The following is a 17,522-nucleotide window of genomic DNA, read 5'->3' as shown; positions in this document are numbered from 1 at the left end:
CTGTCCGGGCCGCTGAGCAGCCACGGACCCGCTCGCCACCCCGAACAGAAGGACAACTCCATGACGGCCCTGCCCGGACTCGGCACCCACCAGCTCGCCTCTCCCGATCTGCTGCGCTCCACCTTCCGCCGGCACGCCGCCGGTGTCGCGGTGATCACCGCGCGCGGCGCCGCCGGACCGGTCGGCTTCACCGCCACCTCCCTCACCTCGGTGTCCGCCGAGCCGCCGATGATCTCCTTCGGCGTCGGCACCGGTGCCTCCAGCTGGCCCGCGATAGCCGAGGCCGAGCACATCGGCGTCCACATACTCGGCGAGCACCAGCACGAGCTGGCCGCCACCTTCGCCCGCAGCGGCGCCGACCGGTTCGGTGCGGCCACCGCCTGGCGGGAGGGCCACGAGGGGGTCCCGGTGCTGGACGACGTGCTCGCCTGGCTGGTGTGCCGGATCGTCGCCCGGGTCCCCGCGGGCGACCACCGGATCGTGCTCGCCGAGGTGGTCCTCGGCGATCCCACCGGCGCCGGCCGCCCCCTCCTCTATCACCAGGGCCGCTTCACGGCGCTGCGCGACTGATGCGGCATTGATCACGCCCTGTTCCCCTGCGAAGCGGTCGAGTTCCGGTTACGCTGCGTTGCGAACGTCACAGTTCAAAGCGCTTGCTTAGCGGGGACGAACTGGGTGTACTGACGAGTAATATTCCGGTCGGAGCGCCTCGGGGCCCCGACCGGGATCGGCCGCTTCAGGCGCCTATGCTGCCTGCAAGAGGCAGCCAGGAAATCACGATGCAGTAGGAGAGCCGGCGTGAGCTTGAGGATCGTTGTCACTGTGAAGTACGTGCCCGACGCCACTGGCGACCGGCACTTCGCCGATGACCTGACCGTCGACCGTGACGACGTGGACGGTCTGCTCTCCGAGCTGGACGAGTACGCGGTCGAGCAGGCGCTGCAGATCGCGGAGGACGCGGACGACGCCGAGGTCACCGTGCTGACGGTCGGCCCCGAGGACGCCAAGGACGCGCTCCGCAAAGCCCTGTCCATGGGCGCCGACAAGGCCATCCACGTCGAGGACGACGACCTGCACGGCACCGACGCCATCGGCACCTCGCTGGTGCTGGCCAAGGCCATCGAGAAGGCCGGCTTCGACCTGGTCGTCTCCGGCATGGCCTCCACCGACGGCACCATGGGCGTCGTGCCCGCGCTGGTCGCCGAGCGCCTGGGCGTTCCGCAGGTCACCCTGCTGTCCGAGGTCTCGGTCGAGGACGGCACGGTCAAGGGCCGCCGCGACGGCGACGCCGCCTCCGAGCAGCTGGAGGCGCAGCTGCCGGCCCTGGTCTCCGTGACCGACCAGTCCGGCGAGGCCCGCTACCCGTCCTTCAAGGGCATCATGGCGGCCAAGAAGAAGCCGGTGGAGTCCTGGGACCTGTCCGACCTCGACATCGAGGCCGAAGAGGTCGGCCTGGACGGCGCGTTCACCAAGGTCGAGGCCGTGACCGAGCGTCCGGCCCGCACGGCCGGCACCATCGTCAAGGACGAGGGCGAGGGCGGCAAGCAGCTCGCTGAGTTCCTCGCGAGCCAGAAGTTCATCTAAGGGCTCGCCCCCGCTGACCGCCCCCTCAACTTCGTTACGCAGGAGTGCAATCCCATGGCTGAAGTCCTCGTCTACGTCGACCACGTGGACGGTGCCGTCCGCAAGCCCACGCTGGAGCTGCTGACCCTGGCCCGCCGCATCGGTGAGCCCGTCGCCGTGGCGCTCGGCAACGGCGCCGCCGACACCGCCGCCACCCTCGCCGAGCACGGCGCGGTGAAGGTCCTCACCCACGACGCGTCCGAGTACGCCGAGTACCTGGTCGTGCCGAAGGTGGACGCCCTCCAGGCCGCCCACGAGGCCGTCTCCCCGGCCGCCGTGCTGGTCCCGTCCTCCGCCGAGGGCAAGGAGATCGCCGCCCGCCTGGCGCTGCGCATCGGTTCCGGCATCATCACCGACGCCGTCGACCTGGAGGCCGGCGACGAGGGCCCGGTGGCCACCCAGTCGGTGTTCGCCGCGTCCTTCACCACCAAGTCCCGTGTCGTCAAGGGCACTCCGGTCATCACGGTCAAGCCGAACTCGGCCGCCGTGGAGGCCGCCCCGGCCGCGGGCGCCGTCGAGGCCCTGTCCGTGACCTTCTCCGACAAGGCCACCGGCACCAAGGTCACCGCCCGCACCCCGCGCGAGTCCACGGGCCGCCCGGAGCTGACCGAGGCCGCGATCGTGGTCTCCGGCGGCCGCGGTGTCAACGGTGCCGAGAACTTCGCGATCATCGAGGCCCTCGCCGACCAGCTCGGCGCGGCCGTCGGTGCCTCGCGTGCCGCCGTCGACGCCGGCTGGTACCCGCACACCAACCAGGTCGGCCAGACCGGCAAGTCGGTCTCGCCGCAGCTGTACATCGCCAACGGTATCTCCGGCGCCATCCAGCACCGCGCCGGCATGCAGACCTCGAAGACCATCGTGGCCGTCAACAAGGACGCCGAGGCCCCGATCTTCGAGCTGGTCGACTACGGCGTCGTCGGCGACCTGTTCGACGTCGTCCCGCAGCTGACCGAGGAGATCAAGACCCGCAAGGGCTGATCCCCGCAGGGCTCTGCGAGGCCCCCGTGACCCGCGCGGTCACGGGGGCCTCGGTGCATCCTGGAGACGCCACGGAGGTGTTGACCAGCGGGAACCACGCCGGATAACTTCATTCTACGGATTGTTGATTCCGTAGAGCGGAAATTGGAGGGTGTGGGATGGGTCAGCAGGAGAAGGTGGCGACAAGCCTCACCGGCGCCGTCGGCGAGGAGATCGGCGCCTTGCTCGCACCGGTCGACGCGGAACTCGCGCGCCGCTACCCCGGGGACCCCGGCACCCGGCAGCCCGTTCACACCGTCTATGTGCCCGGCGACGTCTTCGCCGCCGACACCGTCCGCTCCTGGGGCGACCGGGCACTGGCCGCGCTGGACGAACACGCCCCGGACGCCGCCTCCTTCGCGGCCGTCCTCGGCCTCGCCGACGACCTCGCCGAGCCGGTCCACTCCCGCGTCCGCGCCAAGCTGGAGCGCGAGCCGATCGAGGACCTGCGGGTCGACTTCGAGGACGGCTACGGACCCCGCCCCGACGCCGAGGAGGACGCGGACGCGGCCCGTGCCGCCCGGCTGATCGCCGAGGCCGCCGGCGACGGCACGGCGGCGCCGTACATGGGCATCCGCATGAAGTGCATGGAGGCCGCCGTGCGCGAACGGGGCATCCGCACCCTCGACGTCTTCCTCACCGGACTGATGGCGGCGGGCGGCCTGCCCGACGGCCTGGCGCTCACCCTGCCGAAGGTCACCTATCCCGAGCAGGTGAGCGCCTTCGTACGGCTCCTGGAGGCCTTCGAGGAGACCCATGGGCTCGACGCCGGACGGCTCGGCTTCGAGATCCAGATCGAGACCAGCCAGGCCATCCTCGCCACCGACGGCACCGCCACCGTCGCCCGTATGATCCAGGCCGCCGAGGGCCGCGCCACCGGGCTGCACTACGGCACCTTCGACTACAGCGCCTGCCTCGGGGTGTCCGCCGCCCACCAGGCCGGCGACCACCCGGCCGCCGACCACGCCAAGGCGGTCATGCAGGTCGCCGCCGCGGGCACCGGCGTACGCCTCTCGGACGGCTCCACCAACGTCCTGCCGGTCGGCCCCACGGCCCAGGTGCACGACGCCTGGCGACTGCACTACGGCCTCACCCGCCGCGCCCTGGCCCGCGCCTACTACCAGGGCTGGGACATGCACCCCGGCCACCTCCCGACCCGCTACGCCGCCGTCTTCGCCTTCTACCGCGAGGGCTTCGAGCAGGCGGCGGACCGCCTCGCCCGCTACGCGAGCCGGGCCGGCGGCGACGTCATGGACGAGCCCGCCACCGCCAAGGCCCTCGGCGGCTATCTGCTGCGCGGCCTGGACTGCGGAGCCCTCGACCCCGCCGAGGTCGAGGAGCGCACCGGCCTGACCCGGGCCGTCCTGGAGAGCTTCGCGGCGCCCCGGCGCGGCGACCTCACCGCCTCCGCGCAGTAGCCGGACCGGGGCCCGTCACAGATGGCGTTCGAGCCCGGACGCCATCACCCAGTTCCGCTCGGCGAACAGCCGGGTGCCCCGCGCGCACAGCCCGGCGTCGCCGCGCGCCCGCGCGCTGAACTCCTCCGGGGTGGTCCCGAACAGCTCCCGCAACTCGGCGCAGGCGCCGAGGAGTTCGGTGAGCAGCGGGCGCTGCCCCGGATGGGCGCGGGGGCGTTCGGCGCCGTCGCGCAGCACGCCGTGCCGATTGACGTACGCGTGGACGCCCGGCAGCGCCACCCCGTCGGCCAGTTCGATCCGCACGTCCGGCGCGGGCAGCCAGGCCCGCCGGAAGTTGCCGTCCGGCAGCGGCACGCCCTCGCTGGCGTCGATCACGTCCAGCTGCCGCCGGTCCAGCCAGAGGACGAACAAGCTCACCGTCTCGCCGGGCGCCTCGACCGGGGAGGCGGAGACATAGCCCATGCGGCTGACGTGCGCGGAGACCCCCACGCCCACACCGGTCACGGTGGCCAGAACCATCGGCACGGGTGCGGAGCCCAGCCCGAACTCGGCCAGCTTGTGCCGCAGTTGGCCGGGGCAGGCGTTGGAGCCGACCGCGAGCAACGGCGACCGGTCCGCGTACACCAGCCGCTCCGGCGGCAGCCACCGGTCGCCGTGCAGCACCCCGGAGGCGGCGGGCCAGGCACCCGGGTACGTCAGCGGATCCTCGCGCGGCGCCCCGGCGAGCCCCAGCTCCTCCAGCGTGGCCATGGGCGCCTCAGCGGGCCGGGGGCAGCTCGCCCGAGCCGCGCTCGACCAGCCGGGTGGGCAGCTCGATCCGCTCCGGCGCGACGAACCCGCCGTCCAGCTGCCGGAAGAGCCGCTCCGCCGCCGTACGGCCGAGGGCCGCCGCGTCCTGCGCGACGACCGTGACGCCCGGCCGCAGCAGATCGGCCAGCTCGAAGTCGTCGAACCCGACCAGTGCCACCTGCCGGGACTGCTCGGCGAGGACCCGGACCACGGTGACCGTCACCCGGTTGTTGCCCGTGAAGACGGCGGTGACCGGATCGGGCCCGGACAGCATCTCCTGCGTCGCCCGGCGCACCCGCTCCGGGACCGTCACCCCGAGCGACATCCAGCGGTCCTCGACCGGTATCCCGGCGTCCTCCATGGCCGCCCGGTAGCCGCGCAGCCGCTCCGCCGCGGTGTGGATGCGGGGCATGTCCCCGATGAACCCGATCCTGCGGTGGCCGTGCGCGATCAGATGCGCCACGCCGTCGCGGGCCCCGCCGAAGTTGTCCGACAGCACCACGTCGGCGTCGATCCGCCCGGCCGGACGGTCCACGAACACCGTCGCCACGCCCGCCCGGATCTCCGGCTCCAGATAGCGGTGGTCGCTCCCGGCCGGGATCACCACCAGGCCGTCCACCCGCCGCGCGCACAGCGCCAGCGCCAACTCCCGCTCCCGCTCCGGGTCCTCGGCACTGGAGCCGTTGATCAGCAGCGCGCCGTGCGAGCGGGCGACCTCCTCCACCGCGCGGCTCAGCGGGCCGTAGAAGGGGTCCGCGAGGTCCTCCAGGACGAGTCCTATGCTCGCCGTGCGGCCCTTGCGCAGCACCCGCGCGCTGTCGTTGCGGCGAAAGCCCAGGGCGTCGATGGCCTCCTGCACCCGGCGCTCGGTGTCCGGGGTGACCCCGGGCTCGCCGTTGACCACCCGCGACACCGTCTTCAGCCCCACCCCCGCGCGCGCCGCCACGTCCTTCATCGTCGGGCGGTTGCCGTACCGGTTCCCGGGGGAGCGTTCTGCGCGGCGGGTGGTCTCGGGCACGATGCGCTGTCCTGTCCTGTCGTCCGTGTTCCCCATGGGGGTGATGCGACGGCCCATGGGCTGGTATGAGGATGTGGCGTCGAGCATAGAGCCTGGACAACGTTGTCAGGTGCGCGAGAGACTGTCCACCGCTTTTCGCGGGCCCGCACCCCCACCGCCGCGGCCGGCCCGCCTGTCCTTTGCTCTTTCGAACGTTCAACGGGGAGATCCGACTCTGATGCGCACCGACCTCGTGGCAGCCCTGGACATCGGCGGTACCAAGATCGCCGGCGGACTGGTGGACGGCCGCGGACTGATCCTGGAGCGGGCCCAGCGCGCCACGCCCGCCCGGCACGACGGCGAAACGGTGATGCGGGCCGTCGAGGAGGTGCTCGCCGACCTCGCCGCATCGTCCGTGTGGGGGAACGTCCGCTCGGTCGGCATCGGCAGCGCGGGCCCCGTGGACGCCGTCGCGGGCACCGTCAGCCCCGTGAACGTGCCGGGGTGGCGGGACTTCCCGCTGGTCGAGCGCGTGCGGGCGGCCACGGGCGGGCTGCCGGTGGAGCTGATCGGCGACGGGGTGGCGATCACCGCGGCCGAGCACTGGCAGGGCGCCGCCCGCGGCCACGACAACGCGCTGTGCATGGTGGTCTCCACCGGGGTGGGCGGCGGTCTGGTGCTCGACGGACGGCTGCACCCCGGGCCCACCGGCAACGCCGGGCACATCGGCCACATCAGCGTCGACCTCGACGGCGATCCCTGCCCGTGCGGCTCGCGCGGCTGCGTGGAGCGCATCGCCAGCGGTCCCAACATCGCCCGCCGCGCCCTGGACGAAGGCTGGGTCCCGGGCCCGGACGGCGACACCTCGGCCGCCGCGGTGGCCGCCGCCGCCCGGTCGGGCGACCCGGTCGCGACGGCGTCCTTCGAACGGGCCGCGCGGGCCCTCGCCGCCGGTATCGCCGCCACCGCCACCCTGGTCGAGATCGACATCGCGGTGATCGGCGGCGGCGTCGGCAACGCGGGCGACGTCCTCTTCACGCCGCTGCGCAAGGCGCTCACCGACTACGCCACCCTCTCCTTCGTACGGCGGCTGACGGTCGTACCCGCCCAGATGGGCACCGACGCGGGCCTGGTCGGCGCCGCGGCGGCCACGCTGCTGCGGGGGGCGGCGCGGCTCTAGGTGTGCTGTCCGGACAGGTTGGTGACGCGGCTGCCGATGCTCTTGTAGCTGTCGAGGAAGGTCAGGATGCGGTTGCCGGATCTTCGCGGGCAGGTGGGTGCGCTCAGGTTCGCGGGACGAGTAGGCCGTAGACCTCGCGGGCGATGTGTCGTTTCAAGCAGCGGATGATCTCGGACTTCGAAAGGGGTGCGGGTGGCACACCCTTCGCCGTTCGGACGTGTGCGCTTTGGCCGGCCCTCTGATTCGGGTCGGCTCGCTCGCTTCGGTGGCTCGTCGGCGTCGGCCGGGTCACCCTTCGTCGCCGACCCGGCCCCAACCGGGCAGCGGAGGCTGCGGCCAGGCGGGCAGGTCGGGTGAGGGGAGGGAGGGCCCGTCGGTCCGCAGCCCGCCGGCGGGGAGCCGTCCGGTGAGCCAGCCCAGGAGGCGGTGGCCCTCGCCGGTGACCGCCGGGCCCTCGGCCGACACCGTCCAGCGGCGGCCCAGATCGACCGCCGTCACGGAAGCGAGCGGAAAACGCCGCGCCCGGAGGGTGCCGAGGGTGTCGTCCAGGGCCCAGGAGACGTACCGGTCCGGCCACCGCGCGGTGCCGTACCCGGTGCCGAGGTCGAGGTGGTGGGTCTCCAGCTCGCGCAGACAGCGCAGCAGCAGGTACCAGGCCGGATGGCGCCAGCCGGCCAGCGCCGGGACCAGCCGGTCCCAGGCGGGCGCGGGCAGCTCCCGGGCGTCGGCCGTGAACCGGTCGAGGCTCGCCCGCAGCCGGGCGGTGAGCAGCTCGGCGGGCAGCACGGCCTCCCGCGCGACCCGCGCCGCCCCCGCGGCCGCGTCCGCGCGCGGACCGGGCGCGCGGCCGGTGCGGGCGAGCCCCAGCAGCCACACATAGGCGTCGGCGCCATGAGCGACGTGGGCGAGCACATGTCCGCGCGTCCAGCCGGGCAGCCCCGAGGGCGCCCGCAGCGCGGGGCCGGACAGTCCGGCCGCCGCCGAGGCCAGCCGGTCGGCCGACCGTGCGACGTCCTCGATCACCTCGCCGAGGCCGGCGCCGGCCGTGCCGGACGGGAACGCGGGGCTCACGCGTGCTCCTTGTGCGACGAGGTTCCGGCCGCGCCCGCCCGGATGCCTCGCCGGAACTCGTGCACGACTTCGATCGGCCCCACGATATGCCGGTTGAACTCCGTCAACTCCTCGGCGGGTACCCACAGTTCGAGAATGGTCTCACCGCCGGCCCGGCGCACCGGATAGCGGCGGAGGAAGGCGGAATCGACCTCGAAGCGCGTCACGAACCCGGCGCCGTCGTGCCGTACGTTCCAGTCCCGGGCGATCCGGATCGCGTAGTCCTCGTTGAGCACCGGGTAGAAGATCGGCTGTTCCGGCAGCCGGGGCGGCCAGGCCCGCCACTCCAGCTCGCGTACCAGCTCCAGTTCCCTGGGGCCGGTGGGGCGCCAGAGGGTGGTGGTGGGGCGGGCGTGGGTCATGGTCTCGCTCTTCCGGTGCGGTGGCCCGTGGCCGCTGCGGGCGGGCCGGGGCCCCCGACGCTACCGGCGCGGCCGGCGCCGCGGCCAGGGGATTTCGGCGTCACGGCGGTATCCGCGTGACCCCCGGGCCGTTCGCGGAGTTGATCGGAGTATGAAGAAGCGCAGCATCCTCGCCCTCGCCTCCCTCGCCACCGGTTTCGTGGTGGCCGCCGTCACCCCGTCGCACGCGGCGGACCGGGGCCCCCTCGACGACCTCAACGTCTCCGGCACCCTGCACTCGGCCGGCGACCTGGTCAGCCACGAGAGTTTCGCGCCCGCCGACGCCCCGGCCGCCGAGCAGGAGTAGCGGGGCCGCCGCACCCCGGTGAGAGCGCGTGCCGGTGTCCTGCCGCGGGACCCCGGCACGCGCTTTACCGTGCCCTCACCGGGACGGGGTTTCCGTGGCAGGGTGGAACGGGCAAGCCTCAGGGGGCCAACAGAAGAGGGGGAGTCCGTGACCGTCGTCTGGATCAACGGCGCGTTCGGTGCGGGAAAGACCACGACCGCACGGGAACTGATCGAACTGATCCCGCACAGCACGCTCTTCGACCCCGAGATCATCGGCGGGTCGCTCGCACACCTGCTGCCGCCCAAACACCTCGCCGAGGTCGGCGACTTCCAGGACCTGCCGATCTGGCGCCGGCTCGTGGTCGACACGGCGGCCGCGATGCTCGCCGAGCTGGGCGGCACCCTCGTGGTGCCGATGACCCTGCTGCGCCAGGAGTACCGCGACGAGATCTTCGGCGGCCTCGCCGCCCGCCGCATCCCCGTACGGCATCTGCTCCTCGCCCCGGCCGAAACGATCCTGCGTGAACGCATAGCCGGGCGGGAGGCACCGCCCGACCCGCCCGACGGCGAGATACGGGTCCGCCAGTGGTCCTACCAGCACATCGAGCCGTACCACGCCGCCCTCGCCTCCTGGCTCACCGCCGACGCCCATCTCGTGGACACCAGCGCGCTGACCCCCTACGAGACCGCCGTACGGATCGCGGACGCCCTCGGCGGCGGCGACTTCGCCCCCTGCGACATCGTGCAGACCCCCGAGCCCACCTCCGAGACCCTCGCCGCCGGGGTGCTGCTCTTCGACGAGCGGGACCGGGTGCTGCTCGTGGACCCCACCTACAAGCCCGGCTGGGAGTTCCCCGGCGGGGTGGTGGAACGGGGCGAGGCCCCGGCCCGCGCGGGCATGCGGGAGGTCGCCGAGGAGACCGGGATACGGATGGAGGAAGTGCCCCGGCTGCTCGTGGTGGACTGGGAACGGCCCGTGCCGCCCGGCTACGGCGGGCTCCGGCTGCTGTTCGACGGCGGTCGGCTGACCTCCGACGAGGCATCCCGGGTGCTGCTGCCGGGCCCGGAGCTACGGGCCTGGCGCTTCGCCACCGAGCAGGAGGCCGCGGGCATGCTGCCGCCGGTCCGCTACGAGCGGCTGCGCTGGGCCCTGCGCGCCCGCGAGCGCGGCACCGCGCTGTACCTGGAGGCCGGGGTGCCGGTCGGCTGACGTCACGGGGCGGCCGTCGCACCGCGCAGCGCCGCGGCGGCGCCCCGCAGCACCGGGTCGCCATGGCCGAAGCACGCGACCTCGGCACCGAGGTCGGCCAGCCTCCGTACGGAATCGAGGAGCTGTGCCCGGTCGAGGTTGAACACGCCAGGGATCACCGTGGGGTTCACCGAGTCCGCCGTCACCGGCTCACCGGCGGACAGCACGCCCTCGGCGGGCAGCGAGGCCACCGTGTCCCCGGTGAACAGCACGCCCTCGGCGGGCAGGTGGAGCGCGATGCTGCCGTCCGTGTGCCCGGGGGCGTGCACCACCCGGGCGCCGCCGCCGAATTCGAGCACCTCGCCCTCCGTCACCTCTAGGACCGAGGGCGGCGGCATCGGTGTGCCCTCGGGCAGGCGCCCGGCGACGTCGGCCCGGATCGGCCGCTCCCACTCCTCCAGGCGCGGGGCGGGGCCGGGGAGTTCACCCCGTACGAACGGCGCGTCGAGCCGGTGGGCCAGCACCTGCGCACCGCTCAGCGCGGCGAACTCGCCCGCGCCGCCCACGTGGTCCTCGTGGAAGTGGGTCAGCACGATGCGCCGTACGTCCTCGGGCGCGCGCCCGAGCGCCCTGACGGCCTCGGCGATCACCGCCCCCGAGCCGACCGGGCCCGCGTCGACGAGCGTCAACTCCTCGCCGTCCCGCCAGAGATAGGCCTGACCGACCGGGAAGCGCAGCAGATGCAGCCGGGGAAGAAGCTCGATCACGTCCATGCCCCGACCGTAGGTGGGGGCACGTGCGAGAGCGAGCCCTCTCCGCCGTCAGCGGAAGCTGTCCGCCCAGAGCGGAAGCCGCGCGGCGGGAGCGGTCGCCGGCGCCCTGCGCCCGCTCCGCGACCCCGACGGGCCCGAGCTGGACGAGGACGACGACAGCGAGGAACGACCGCCCGAGGCCCCGCGGTGGTGGAGCGGACCCCCGCACGAGGCCTCACGGGCGGACCGTGAGGCCGTCCAGGGTGAGGTCGAGCAGGCGCTCCGCTTGCTGTCGGTGTTCAGCGCCCGCCGAGGTGAGGGCGATGCCTTCCAGGGCAGCGCCGATGTCGGTGGGCCGGATGTCCGTGCGGATCGCCCCGGCGGCCGTGCAGGCGTCCATGAGCGAGGTAATGGCGGCCTGGATCATTTCCCGGCTGTGGCCATAAGGATTGCTTCCCGTCGCGGCAATGGCGCGCAGGGCGTCGATCATGCCGTACTTGGCCGTGACGTAGTCCAGGAACAGGCGTGTCCACGCGCGCAGGGCCTCTGTCGGCGGCTTCTGCGCAAGGAGAGCGGGGGCGGCATCGCACAGTTGGGCCACCTCGTTGCGGTAGACCGCCTCGATCAGGGCCTCCCGGGTGGGGAAGTTGCGGTACAGGGTCGCACTGCCCACGCCTGCCTCCTTGGCGATGCGTTCCAGGTGCGCATCCAGCCCCTCCGTCGTGAAGACGCGTACAGCGGCCGTAAGGATCTTCTCCCTGTTCCGCCGTGCGTCAGCCCGCAGCGGCCGAGGCGTTCCGTCGGTCATCAGTGCTCGCCATTCCCTTCTTCGAAGCCCTTCGAACTTGCTAACCGGATGCGCCCCCACTTAGGGTGAGCCAACTGGGGACACCTCCGGTTTCACTGTAGGTCACTGCACTGACCTGCGCGCACCCCCAAGAAAGGAAGCCGATCATGTCGGGCATCCAGGGCAAAGTCATTGCGATCACAGGGGCCAGCAGCGGCATCGGTGAGGCAACTGCGGCCTACCTCGCCGAAAAGGGCGCCCAGCTCGTGCTCGGAGCCCGGCGCGAGGACCGACTGAATGCCGTCGTGGACGGCATCACGGCGAAGGGCGGCACCGCCACCGGCGTCGTCGTCGACGTCACGCGCCGCGAAGACCTCCAGCGCCTGACGGACACGGCCCTCCACCAGTACGGTCGACTCGACGTCCTCGTCTCCAACGCAGGCACGATGGCCGTCTCACCGTTCGACGACCTGCGCCAGGATGACTGGGACGCCATGGTCGCCACCCACATCACCGGCCTGCTCAACGGCATCGGGGCGGCTCTGCCCGTCTTCCGCCGGCAGCGCTTCGGCCAGTTCGTCAACGTCGGCTCCACTGCGGCCTACGTCGTCAAATCCCCCCAGGGGGTCTACGCGGCCACCAAAACGGCGGTGAAGGTGCTTACCGAGGGCCTACGCCAGGAGTCGGGACCCGACTTGCGCGTCACACTCGTCTCACCCGGCTTCACCAATACCGAAGGCGTCGGCAAGGGAGCCAGCCCTGAAGCCGCGGCGGCGATGACCCGGCAGCGGGACGAGATCGCCATGCCGCCCTCGGCGATTGCCTCCGCCATCGGCTACGCCATCGAACAACCCGACGGCGTCGATGTCAGCGAGATCGTCGTCCGCCCCACCGCGCAAGCCTGACAGCGACGAGTCGGGCTACTCGAAACCGCCCCCTGTCGGCAAAAGGACGGCACCCTCAAGCGATCAACTCACCACCCACGGACGATTCTCGCGGGAGACGGTCGAAGGGGACCGGACCGGCGGTTCCGCCGGCCAGGACTGGGACCGCATCCTCGGAGGGCGCTTCACGTGTGGCCCGACACCACGGGCCTTCCGCCTTCGCCGTCCACAAGGAGGGTGGTGTCAGACCGCGCCGCTACGGTCACGCCATGAGAGCCACAGGGCCGGGATCTCCGGCGCCGGAGGAAGGAAGTGGGCCGATGACAGGCGAAGAGCGTGAAGCAAGGGCGGTCGGTCTGCGCATGTACGAGGCGTTCAACGGCCGGGACCTGGCTGCTCTGGAGACGATCCTCGCACCGGACTTCGTGAGCCACCCGCTGGGAACCGCCGGTGTCGGGGCCGTCGCGGACGCCTGGTCCAGGATGTTCGCAGCCCATCCCGGCATCCGGGTCACCGTCGAGGACATGCTCGTGGACCGCGACCGGGTCGCCGTCCGTTCCGTGCTGCGCGGGCTTTCGAACTCCGTGCCGGGCGGCGCGGAGCCCGCACCCACCATGATGGAGATCTTCCGAGTCCAGCACGGTCTGATCGCCGAGCTGTGGGGACTGTCCGGTCTCGGCCGACCGGCCGGCTAGGCGGCCCTTCGTGGCGCAGGCCCTCCACGGGACCCGTCCGCACGGCAGGGCCTGAGCCGGTGGGTCCCCTCGGATGACGCGTGCGCGATGGGCCGACGGGGAGCGGGAGTTCGTCGGGCCGTGCCCGCCCATGGGCAGTACGGCCCGTACCCCGAGGGCTCTGTGGACGGCTGTCTCGCCCGTCCGGGACCGACGGGACCGGGCGTCGCCCGTCAGGCCGGTCGCCGGGCCGGCGGGCGCCGGGTGCGGAGCTTTCCGCCCGCCCGGCGGCCCCGCCGGGCCGGTGTTCAGCGGTCGGTTCAGCTCGCGTAGTTGCGCAGGAACAGGGCCTCGGCCACCGACAGCCGCTCCAGCTCCTCGGGCGAGACGCTCTCGTTCACCGCGTGGATCTGGGCCTCCGGCTCGCTCAGGCCGATCAGCAGGATCTCCGCCTGCGGGTAGAGGCCGGCGAGGGTGTTGCACAGCGGGATGGAGCCGCCCTGGCCCGCGTACTGCATGGTCTCGCCCGGGTAGGCGACGGCCATCGCCTCGGCCATCGCCCGGTAGGCCGGGCTGGTCGGGTCGGCGCGGAACGGCTGGCCCTGGCCGATCTGCTCCACCTGGACGCGGGCGCCCCACGGGGTGTGCGCCTCGATGTGCGCCGACAGCAGCTTCGTCGCCTCCGTCGCGTCCACGCCCGGCGGCACCCGCAGGCTGATCAGCGCGCGGGCGGCGGCCTGCACCGAGGGGGTGGCGCCGACGACCGGCGGGCAGTCGATGCCCATGACGGTCACCGCCGGACGGGCCCACAGCCGGTCGGCGACCGAACCGGAGCCGGTGAGCTCAACGCCATCCAGCACCTTGGCGTCCGCGCGGAACTGCTCCTCGGTGTACTCCAGACCGTCCCAGGTGGCCGACGAGTCGAGACCGTCGACGGTGGTGGAACCGTCCTCGGCGCGCAGCGAGTCCAGCACCCGGATCAGCGCGGCCAGCGCGTCCGGGGCGGCACCGCCGAACTGCCCCGAGTGCAGGTTGCCCGCGAGGGTGTCGACGCTCACCCGCACCAGGGTCATGCCGCGCAGGATCGTGGTGACCGTCGGCAGGCCCACCCGGAAGTTGCCCGCGTCACCGATCACGATGGTGTCGGCCGTCAGCAGGTCCGGGTGCTGCTCGGCGTAGCGCTCCAGGCCGCCCGTGCCCTGCTCCTCCGAGCCCTCCACGATCACCTTGACGTTCACCGGGACGCCGCCGTTCGCCTTGAGCGCGCGCAGCGCGAGCAGGTGCATGATCACACCGCCCTTGCAGTCCGCGGTCCCCCGGCCGTACCAACGGCCGTCGCGCTCGGTCAGCTCGAACGGCGGAGTGGCCCAGCCCGTCTCGTCCAGCGGCGGCTGGACGTCGTAGTGCGCGTAGAGAAGAACCGTTTTGGCGCCCTCGGGGCCCGGCAGGTAGCCGTACACCGACTGGGTCCCGTCGGGGGTGTCGAGCAGGGCGACGTCGACGAAACCCTCGGCACGCAACGCGTCGGCGACCCAGTTGGCGGCGGCCTCGCTCTCACTCTTCGGGAACTGCTCGAAGTCCGCCACGGACCGGAAGGCGACCAGTTCGGTCAGCTCCGCCTTGGCCCGGGGCAGCAGAGAGGCGACGGTCTCGGCGACCGGATTCGACGACATGGGCACGCTCCTCGTAGGTGCGACGTTGTCCTGCTGAGTGCTCCGATCCTCCCACAGCGGCGCTCGCCGCCGGCGGCCGTAGGATGCGGGATACATCGGGTTACCCCCCGCTCGCGGGATGTCGTGGGCGTGGGGGAGCGGCAGCGGCTTGATCGGAGCAGTAGACCATCGTGAGCGGCGAGAACTCTTCGGCGGACGACGTGCAGCGTGTGTGGGACGTCGTCGTGGTGGGCGCGGGACCCGCGGGGGCCTCGGCCGCCTACGCGGCGGCGGTCGCGGGGCGGCGCGTCCTGTTGCTGGAGAAAGCCGAGTTGCCCCGTTACAAAACCTGCGGCGGCGGCATCATCGGGCCCTCGCGGGACGCCCTGCCGCCGGGCTTCGAGCTGCCCCTGCGGGACCGGGTGCACGCGGTCACCTTCTCCCACAACGGGCGCTTCACCCGCACCCGCCGCTCCAAGCAGATGCTGTTCGGGCTGATCAACCGGCCCGAGTTCGACCAGCAGCTGGTCGAGCACGCCCAGAAGGCGGGCGCCGAACTGCGTACGGGCGTCACGGTGCAGCGCGTCGAGCAGCACGGCTCGGCGGTGCCCGACCGGCGCACGGTCGCCGTCGTGCTCCAGGGCGGGGAGACCGTCCTGGCCCACGCGGTCGTCGGCGCGGACGGCAGCGCCAGCCGGATAGGCGCCCACGTCGGGGTGAAGCTGGACCAGGTGGACCTCGGCCTGGAGGCGGAGATCCCGGTCCCCGAGCCGGTCGCCGAGGACTGGAAGGGCCGGGTGCTCATCGACTGGGGCCCCATGCCCGGCAGTTACGGCTGGGTGTTCCCCAAGGGCGACACCCTGACGGTCGGGGTGATCTCCGCCCGCGGCCAGGGCGCGGCGACCAAGCGCTACCTGGAGGACTTCATCGCCCGGCTGGGCCTGGCCGGCTTCGAACCGGCCGTCTCCTCCGGGCACTTGACCCGCTGCCGCGCCGACGACTCGCCGCTCTCCCGCGGCCGGGTCCTGGTCTGCGGCGACGCGGCCGGTCTGCTCGAACCGTGGACCCGCGAGGGCATCTCCTTCGCGCTGCGCTCGGGCCGGCTGGCCGGCGAGTGGGCGGTGCGCATCGCCGAGGCGCACGACGCGGTCGACACCCGCCGCCAGGCCCTGAACTACGCCTTCGCCATCAAGGCGGGGCTCGGTGTCGAGATGAGCATCGGCAAGCGCCTGCTCGCGGCGTTCGAGCGCCGGCCCGGCCTCTTCCACGCGGCCCTCACCGGCTTCCGCCCGGCGTGGAACGCGTTCCGGAACATCACCCGGGGCGCCACCACCCTCGGCGAGCTGGTCCGCTCCCATCCGCTCGCCCAGCGGGCCCTGACCGCCCTGGACCCGGGCCCGGCCCGCTCCGCGCAGGCCGCGGAGCCGGCGAAGGCCGAGGAGGAGCCCGTCACTTCGTGACGGTGATGCGGAAGACGGGGTGGTCGGGGGCGCAGGCGACGAGCTCCTCGTCCGAGGACTTGGCGGTCACCCCGTCGAAGTACTGGTTGACCTCCCAGCCCCACTTCTCCAGGTAGGTCCGCAGGATCGGGAGCTTCTCGTCGTCGGGAAGCTCCACCGCGGTGAACGCGCGCACCTTGCGGCCGACGCGCAGTTCACCGCCGCCGGCGGCGCGCATGTTGCGCACCCACTGCGAGTGGCCGCGCGCCGAGACCAGGTACTGCCCGCCGTCGTAGGTGTGCGGGTTGACCGGGGTGCGCTGCATCTTGCCGCTCTTGCGGCCCCGCACGGACATCTCGGCGCTGCCCGCGAGACTGAGCCCGTGCCGGGCGAGCCAGCCGATCACGCCGTTCAGGCGCACGTTCATCGGGCTGCCCTTGAGGTAGTACGGCGAAGACGAAGACATGGTGACCCCCACGGCCGGTTTCTGGAGCAGTGCTCTCGGTTCGTTGTCAGTGTGGGCCAGATCGGTGATCCATTGCAAGAGCACTGCTCTTTTTTTGGTGCAGCGCTCCTTTTTGTGTGCACCGATCTCGGGCGTGGCAGAATACGGGTATGACCACTGCACAGGGCGCCCGTGCACGGGCCAGGAACGAGGTAACCGCGGCCATCAAGGAGGAGGCCCGCAGACAGGTGGCGGCCGAGGGCGCGGCCAAGCTCTCCCTGCGGGCCGTCGCCCGCGAGCTGGGCATGGTCTCCTCCGCCCTCTACCGGTACTTCCCCAGCCGGGACGAACTGCTGACCGCCCTGATCATCGATGCGTACGACGCCCTCGGCGCCGCCGCGGAGAAGGCGCGCGACATCGCCGCGGACGCCGCTCCCGCGGCCCGCTTCACGGCCGTCTGCGAGGCGGTGCGGGACTGGGCGCTCGGCCATCCCCACGAGTACGCGCTGATCTACGGCTCGCCCGTGCCGGGTTACGCCGCCCCCGAGACCACGATCCCGTCCGCCGCCCGGACCGGCCTGGTCCTCGTCGGGATCGTCCGCGACGCCCACCAGGGCCCGGGCCTCGCCGACCTCCCGCTGCCCGACGCGCTGCGCCCCGAGGCCGAGCGCATGGCCGCCGAGCTCGCCCCCGATCTGCCCCCGGAGGCGGCCGCCGCCCTGATCGCCGCCTGGGCCCAGCTGTTCGGCCTGGTGAGCTTCGAACTGTTCGGCCAGTTCCACAAGGTGGTCGAGGACCGGGAGCGGTTCTTCCGGCACGCGGTGACGGGGCTGGCGCGGGGGGTGGGGCTGCGCTAGACGAGTAGTTCCGAATGCGG

19 protein-coding genes are annotated in these 17,522 nt (G+C 72.7%); 11 read left to right on the top strand and 8 right to left on the bottom strand.

The annotated features are described in order from the left end of the window. The first annotated feature begins 60 nt into the window (after positions 1-60). From FRZ03_RS12630 to FRZ03_RS12615, 4 genes are all read left to right on the top strand, one after another. On the top strand, positions 61-570 hold the full coding sequence (locus FRZ03_RS12630; RefSeq protein ID WP_146465238.1) for a flavin reductase family protein: 510 nt from the start codon (positions 61-63) through the stop codon (positions 568-570). A 228-nt stretch (positions 571-798) separates the two neighbouring features. Then, on the top strand, positions 799-1,584 hold the full coding sequence (locus FRZ03_RS12625) for an electron transfer flavoprotein subunit beta/FixA family protein (protein WP_070026491.1): 786 nt from the start codon (positions 799-801) through the stop codon (positions 1,582-1,584). Positions 1,585-1,638: 54 nt separating this feature from the next. Next, positions 1,639-2,601 (top strand): electron transfer flavoprotein subunit alpha/FixB family protein, encoded by a 963-nt coding sequence (locus FRZ03_RS12620; protein WP_146465237.1) that lies wholly within the window; start codon positions 1,639-1,641, stop codon positions 2,599-2,601. Between the two features lie 158 nt (positions 2,602-2,759). Then, positions 2,760-4,058, top strand: coding sequence for a DUF6986 family protein (locus FRZ03_RS12615; protein ID WP_146465236.1), 1,299 nt, complete (start codon positions 2,760-2,762; stop codon positions 4,056-4,058). A 15-nt stretch (positions 4,059-4,073) separates the two neighbouring features. Here the strand turns inward: FRZ03_RS12615 and FRZ03_RS12610 are convergent, their stop codons facing one another. Continuing rightward, positions 4,074-4,808, bottom strand: coding sequence for a hypothetical protein (locus tag FRZ03_RS12610; RefSeq protein ID WP_146465235.1), 735 nt, complete (start codon positions 4,806-4,808; stop codon positions 4,074-4,076). 7 nt (positions 4,809-4,815) lie between these two features. Continuing rightward, positions 4,816-5,865, bottom strand: a complete 1,050-nt coding sequence (locus FRZ03_RS12605) for a LacI family DNA-binding transcriptional regulator (protein ID WP_146465257.1) — start codon at positions 5,863-5,865, stop codon at positions 4,816-4,818. 217 nt (positions 5,866-6,082) lie between these two features. Here FRZ03_RS12605 and FRZ03_RS12600 point away from each other — a divergent pair, with 217 nt between their 5' ends. Then, a complete protein-coding gene (locus tag FRZ03_RS12600; RefSeq protein ID WP_146465234.1) occupies positions 6,083-7,024 on the top strand; it encodes an ROK family protein in 942 nt (313 codons plus the stop codon). A 288-nt stretch (positions 7,025-7,312) separates the two neighbouring features. Here FRZ03_RS12600 and FRZ03_RS12595 read toward each other — a convergent pair whose 3' ends face one another. Beyond that, a complete protein-coding gene (locus FRZ03_RS12595) occupies positions 7,313-8,095 on the bottom strand; it encodes a maleylpyruvate isomerase family mycothiol-dependent enzyme (protein ID WP_146465233.1) in 783 nt (260 codons plus the stop codon). Then, positions 8,092-8,496, bottom strand: coding sequence for a hypothetical protein (locus FRZ03_RS12590; protein WP_146465232.1), 405 nt, complete (start codon positions 8,494-8,496; stop codon positions 8,092-8,094). The genes FRZ03_RS12595 and FRZ03_RS12590 overlap by 4 nt, the downstream gene beginning before the upstream one ends. Before the next feature lie 151 nt (positions 8,497-8,647). Between FRZ03_RS12590 and FRZ03_RS12585 the strand changes: the two genes are divergently transcribed. Together FRZ03_RS12585 and FRZ03_RS12580 are read left to right on the top strand one after the other, a co-directional pair. Further along, complete coding sequence (locus FRZ03_RS12585) at positions 8,648-8,842, top strand: hypothetical protein (protein WP_186785388.1); 195 nt, start codon at positions 8,648-8,650, stop codon at positions 8,840-8,842. A gap of 147 nt (positions 8,843-8,989) precedes the next feature. Continuing rightward, positions 8,990-10,033, top strand: a complete 1,044-nt coding sequence (locus FRZ03_RS12580) for an NUDIX hydrolase (RefSeq protein ID WP_146465231.1) — start codon at positions 8,990-8,992, stop codon at positions 10,031-10,033. 2 nt (positions 10,034-10,035) lie between these two features. On the opposite strand, the gene FRZ03_RS12575 is transcribed toward FRZ03_RS12580, so the two are convergent. Both FRZ03_RS12575 and FRZ03_RS12570 read right to left on the bottom strand, forming a co-directional pair. Then, on the bottom strand, positions 10,036-10,785 hold the full coding sequence (locus tag FRZ03_RS12575) for an MBL fold metallo-hydrolase (protein WP_146465230.1): 750 nt from the start codon (positions 10,783-10,785) through the stop codon (positions 10,036-10,038). A gap of 214 nt (positions 10,786-10,999) precedes the next feature. Beyond that, positions 11,000-11,572 carry a TetR/AcrR family transcriptional regulator gene (locus FRZ03_RS12570; protein ID WP_146465229.1) on the bottom strand — a complete coding sequence of 191 codons (573 nt, stop codon included), beginning with the start codon at positions 11,570-11,572 and terminating at the stop codon, positions 11,000-11,002. A 146-nt stretch (positions 11,573-11,718) separates the two neighbouring features. Here FRZ03_RS12570 and FRZ03_RS12565 point away from each other — a divergent pair, with 146 nt between their 5' ends. Continuing rightward, a complete protein-coding gene (locus FRZ03_RS12565; RefSeq protein ID WP_146465228.1) occupies positions 11,719-12,456 on the top strand; it encodes an SDR family oxidoreductase in 738 nt (245 codons plus the stop codon). Positions 12,457-12,755: 299 nt separating this feature from the next. After that, entirely contained in the window at positions 12,756-13,130 is a 375-nt protein-coding gene (locus FRZ03_RS12560; RefSeq protein WP_186785387.1) for an ester cyclase, read from the top strand. Between the two features lie 299 nt (positions 13,131-13,429). On the opposite strand, the gene FRZ03_RS12555 is transcribed toward FRZ03_RS12560, so the two are convergent. After that, positions 13,430-14,782, bottom strand: coding sequence for a dipeptidase (locus FRZ03_RS12555; protein ID WP_146465226.1), 1,353 nt, complete (start codon positions 14,780-14,782; stop codon positions 13,430-13,432). Positions 14,783-14,952: 170 nt separating this feature from the next. Between FRZ03_RS12555 and FRZ03_RS12550 the strand changes: the two genes are divergently transcribed. Continuing rightward, a complete protein-coding gene (locus FRZ03_RS12550; RefSeq protein ID WP_146465225.1) occupies positions 14,953-16,221 on the top strand; it encodes a geranylgeranyl reductase family protein in 1,269 nt (422 codons plus the stop codon). Here the strand turns inward: FRZ03_RS12550 and FRZ03_RS12545 are convergent. After that, on the bottom strand, positions 16,211-16,666 hold the full coding sequence (locus FRZ03_RS12545) for a nitroreductase family deazaflavin-dependent oxidoreductase (protein WP_146465224.1): 456 nt from the start codon (positions 16,664-16,666) through the stop codon (positions 16,211-16,213). The genes FRZ03_RS12550 and FRZ03_RS12545 overlap by 11 nt on opposite strands. A gap of 149 nt (positions 16,667-16,815) precedes the next feature. Here FRZ03_RS12545 and FRZ03_RS12540 point away from each other — a divergent pair, with 149 nt between their 5' ends. After that, positions 16,816-17,502, top strand: coding sequence for a TetR/AcrR family transcriptional regulator (locus FRZ03_RS12540; protein WP_146465223.1), 687 nt, complete (start codon positions 16,816-16,818; stop codon positions 17,500-17,502). The last annotated feature ends 20 nt before the right edge of the window (positions 17,503-17,522 follow it).

This window comes from Streptomyces misionensis, assembly GCF_007896895.1.
In the GTDB taxonomy this organism is placed as follows: Bacteria; Actinomycetota; Actinomycetes; order Streptomycetales; family Streptomycetaceae; genus Streptomyces; species Streptomyces misionensis_A.
The sequence above is the reverse complement of the archived record's forward strand: the minus strand, read 5'-3'. Positions and strand labels throughout refer to the sequence as shown.

Bases quoted from the DNA above. Each gene is read 5' to 3' on its own strand.
- FRZ03_RS12630 (WP_146465238.1), top strand. From the start codon at position 61: ATGACGGCCCTGCCCGGACTCGGCACCCACCAGCTCGCCTCTCCCGAT.
- FRZ03_RS12620 (WP_146465237.1), top strand. From the start codon at position 1,639: ATGGCTGAAGTCCTCGTCTACGTCGACCACGTGGACGGTGCCGTCCGC.
- FRZ03_RS12615 (WP_146465236.1), top strand. From the start codon at position 2,760: ATGGGTCAGCAGGAGAAGGTGGCGACAAGCCTCACCGGCGCCGTCGGC.
- FRZ03_RS12610 (WP_146465235.1), bottom strand. From the start codon at position 4,808: ATGGCCACGCTGGAGGAGCTGGGGCTCGCCGGGGCGCCGCGCGAGGAT.
- FRZ03_RS12600 (WP_146465234.1), top strand. From the start codon at position 6,083: ATGCGCACCGACCTCGTGGCAGCCCTGGACATCGGCGGTACCAAGATC.
- FRZ03_RS12590 (WP_146465232.1), bottom strand. From the start codon at position 8,496: ATGACCCACGCCCGCCCCACCACCACCCTCTGGCGCCCCACCGGCCCC.
- FRZ03_RS12585 (WP_186785388.1), top strand. From the start codon at position 8,648: ATGAAGAAGCGCAGCATCCTCGCCCTCGCCTCCCTCGCCACCGGTTTC.
- FRZ03_RS12575 (WP_146465230.1), bottom strand. From the start codon at position 10,785: ATGGACGTGATCGAGCTTCTTCCCCGGCTGCATCTGCTGCGCTTCCCG.
- FRZ03_RS12570 (WP_146465229.1), bottom strand. From the start codon at position 11,572: ATGACCGACGGAACGCCTCGGCCGCTGCGGGCTGACGCACGGCGGAAC.
- FRZ03_RS12565 (WP_146465228.1), top strand. From the start codon at position 11,719: ATGTCGGGCATCCAGGGCAAAGTCATTGCGATCACAGGGGCCAGCAGC.
- FRZ03_RS12560 (WP_186785387.1), top strand. From the start codon at position 12,756: ATGACAGGCGAAGAGCGTGAAGCAAGGGCGGTCGGTCTGCGCATGTAC.
- FRZ03_RS12555 (WP_146465226.1), bottom strand. From the start codon at position 14,782: ATGTCGTCGAATCCGGTCGCCGAGACCGTCGCCTCTCTGCTGCCCCGG.
- FRZ03_RS12545 (WP_146465224.1), bottom strand. From the start codon at position 16,666: ATGTCTTCGTCTTCGCCGTACTACCTCAAGGGCAGCCCGATGAACGTG.
- FRZ03_RS12540 (WP_146465223.1), top strand. From the start codon at position 16,816: ATGACCACTGCACAGGGCGCCCGTGCACGGGCCAGGAACGAGGTAACC.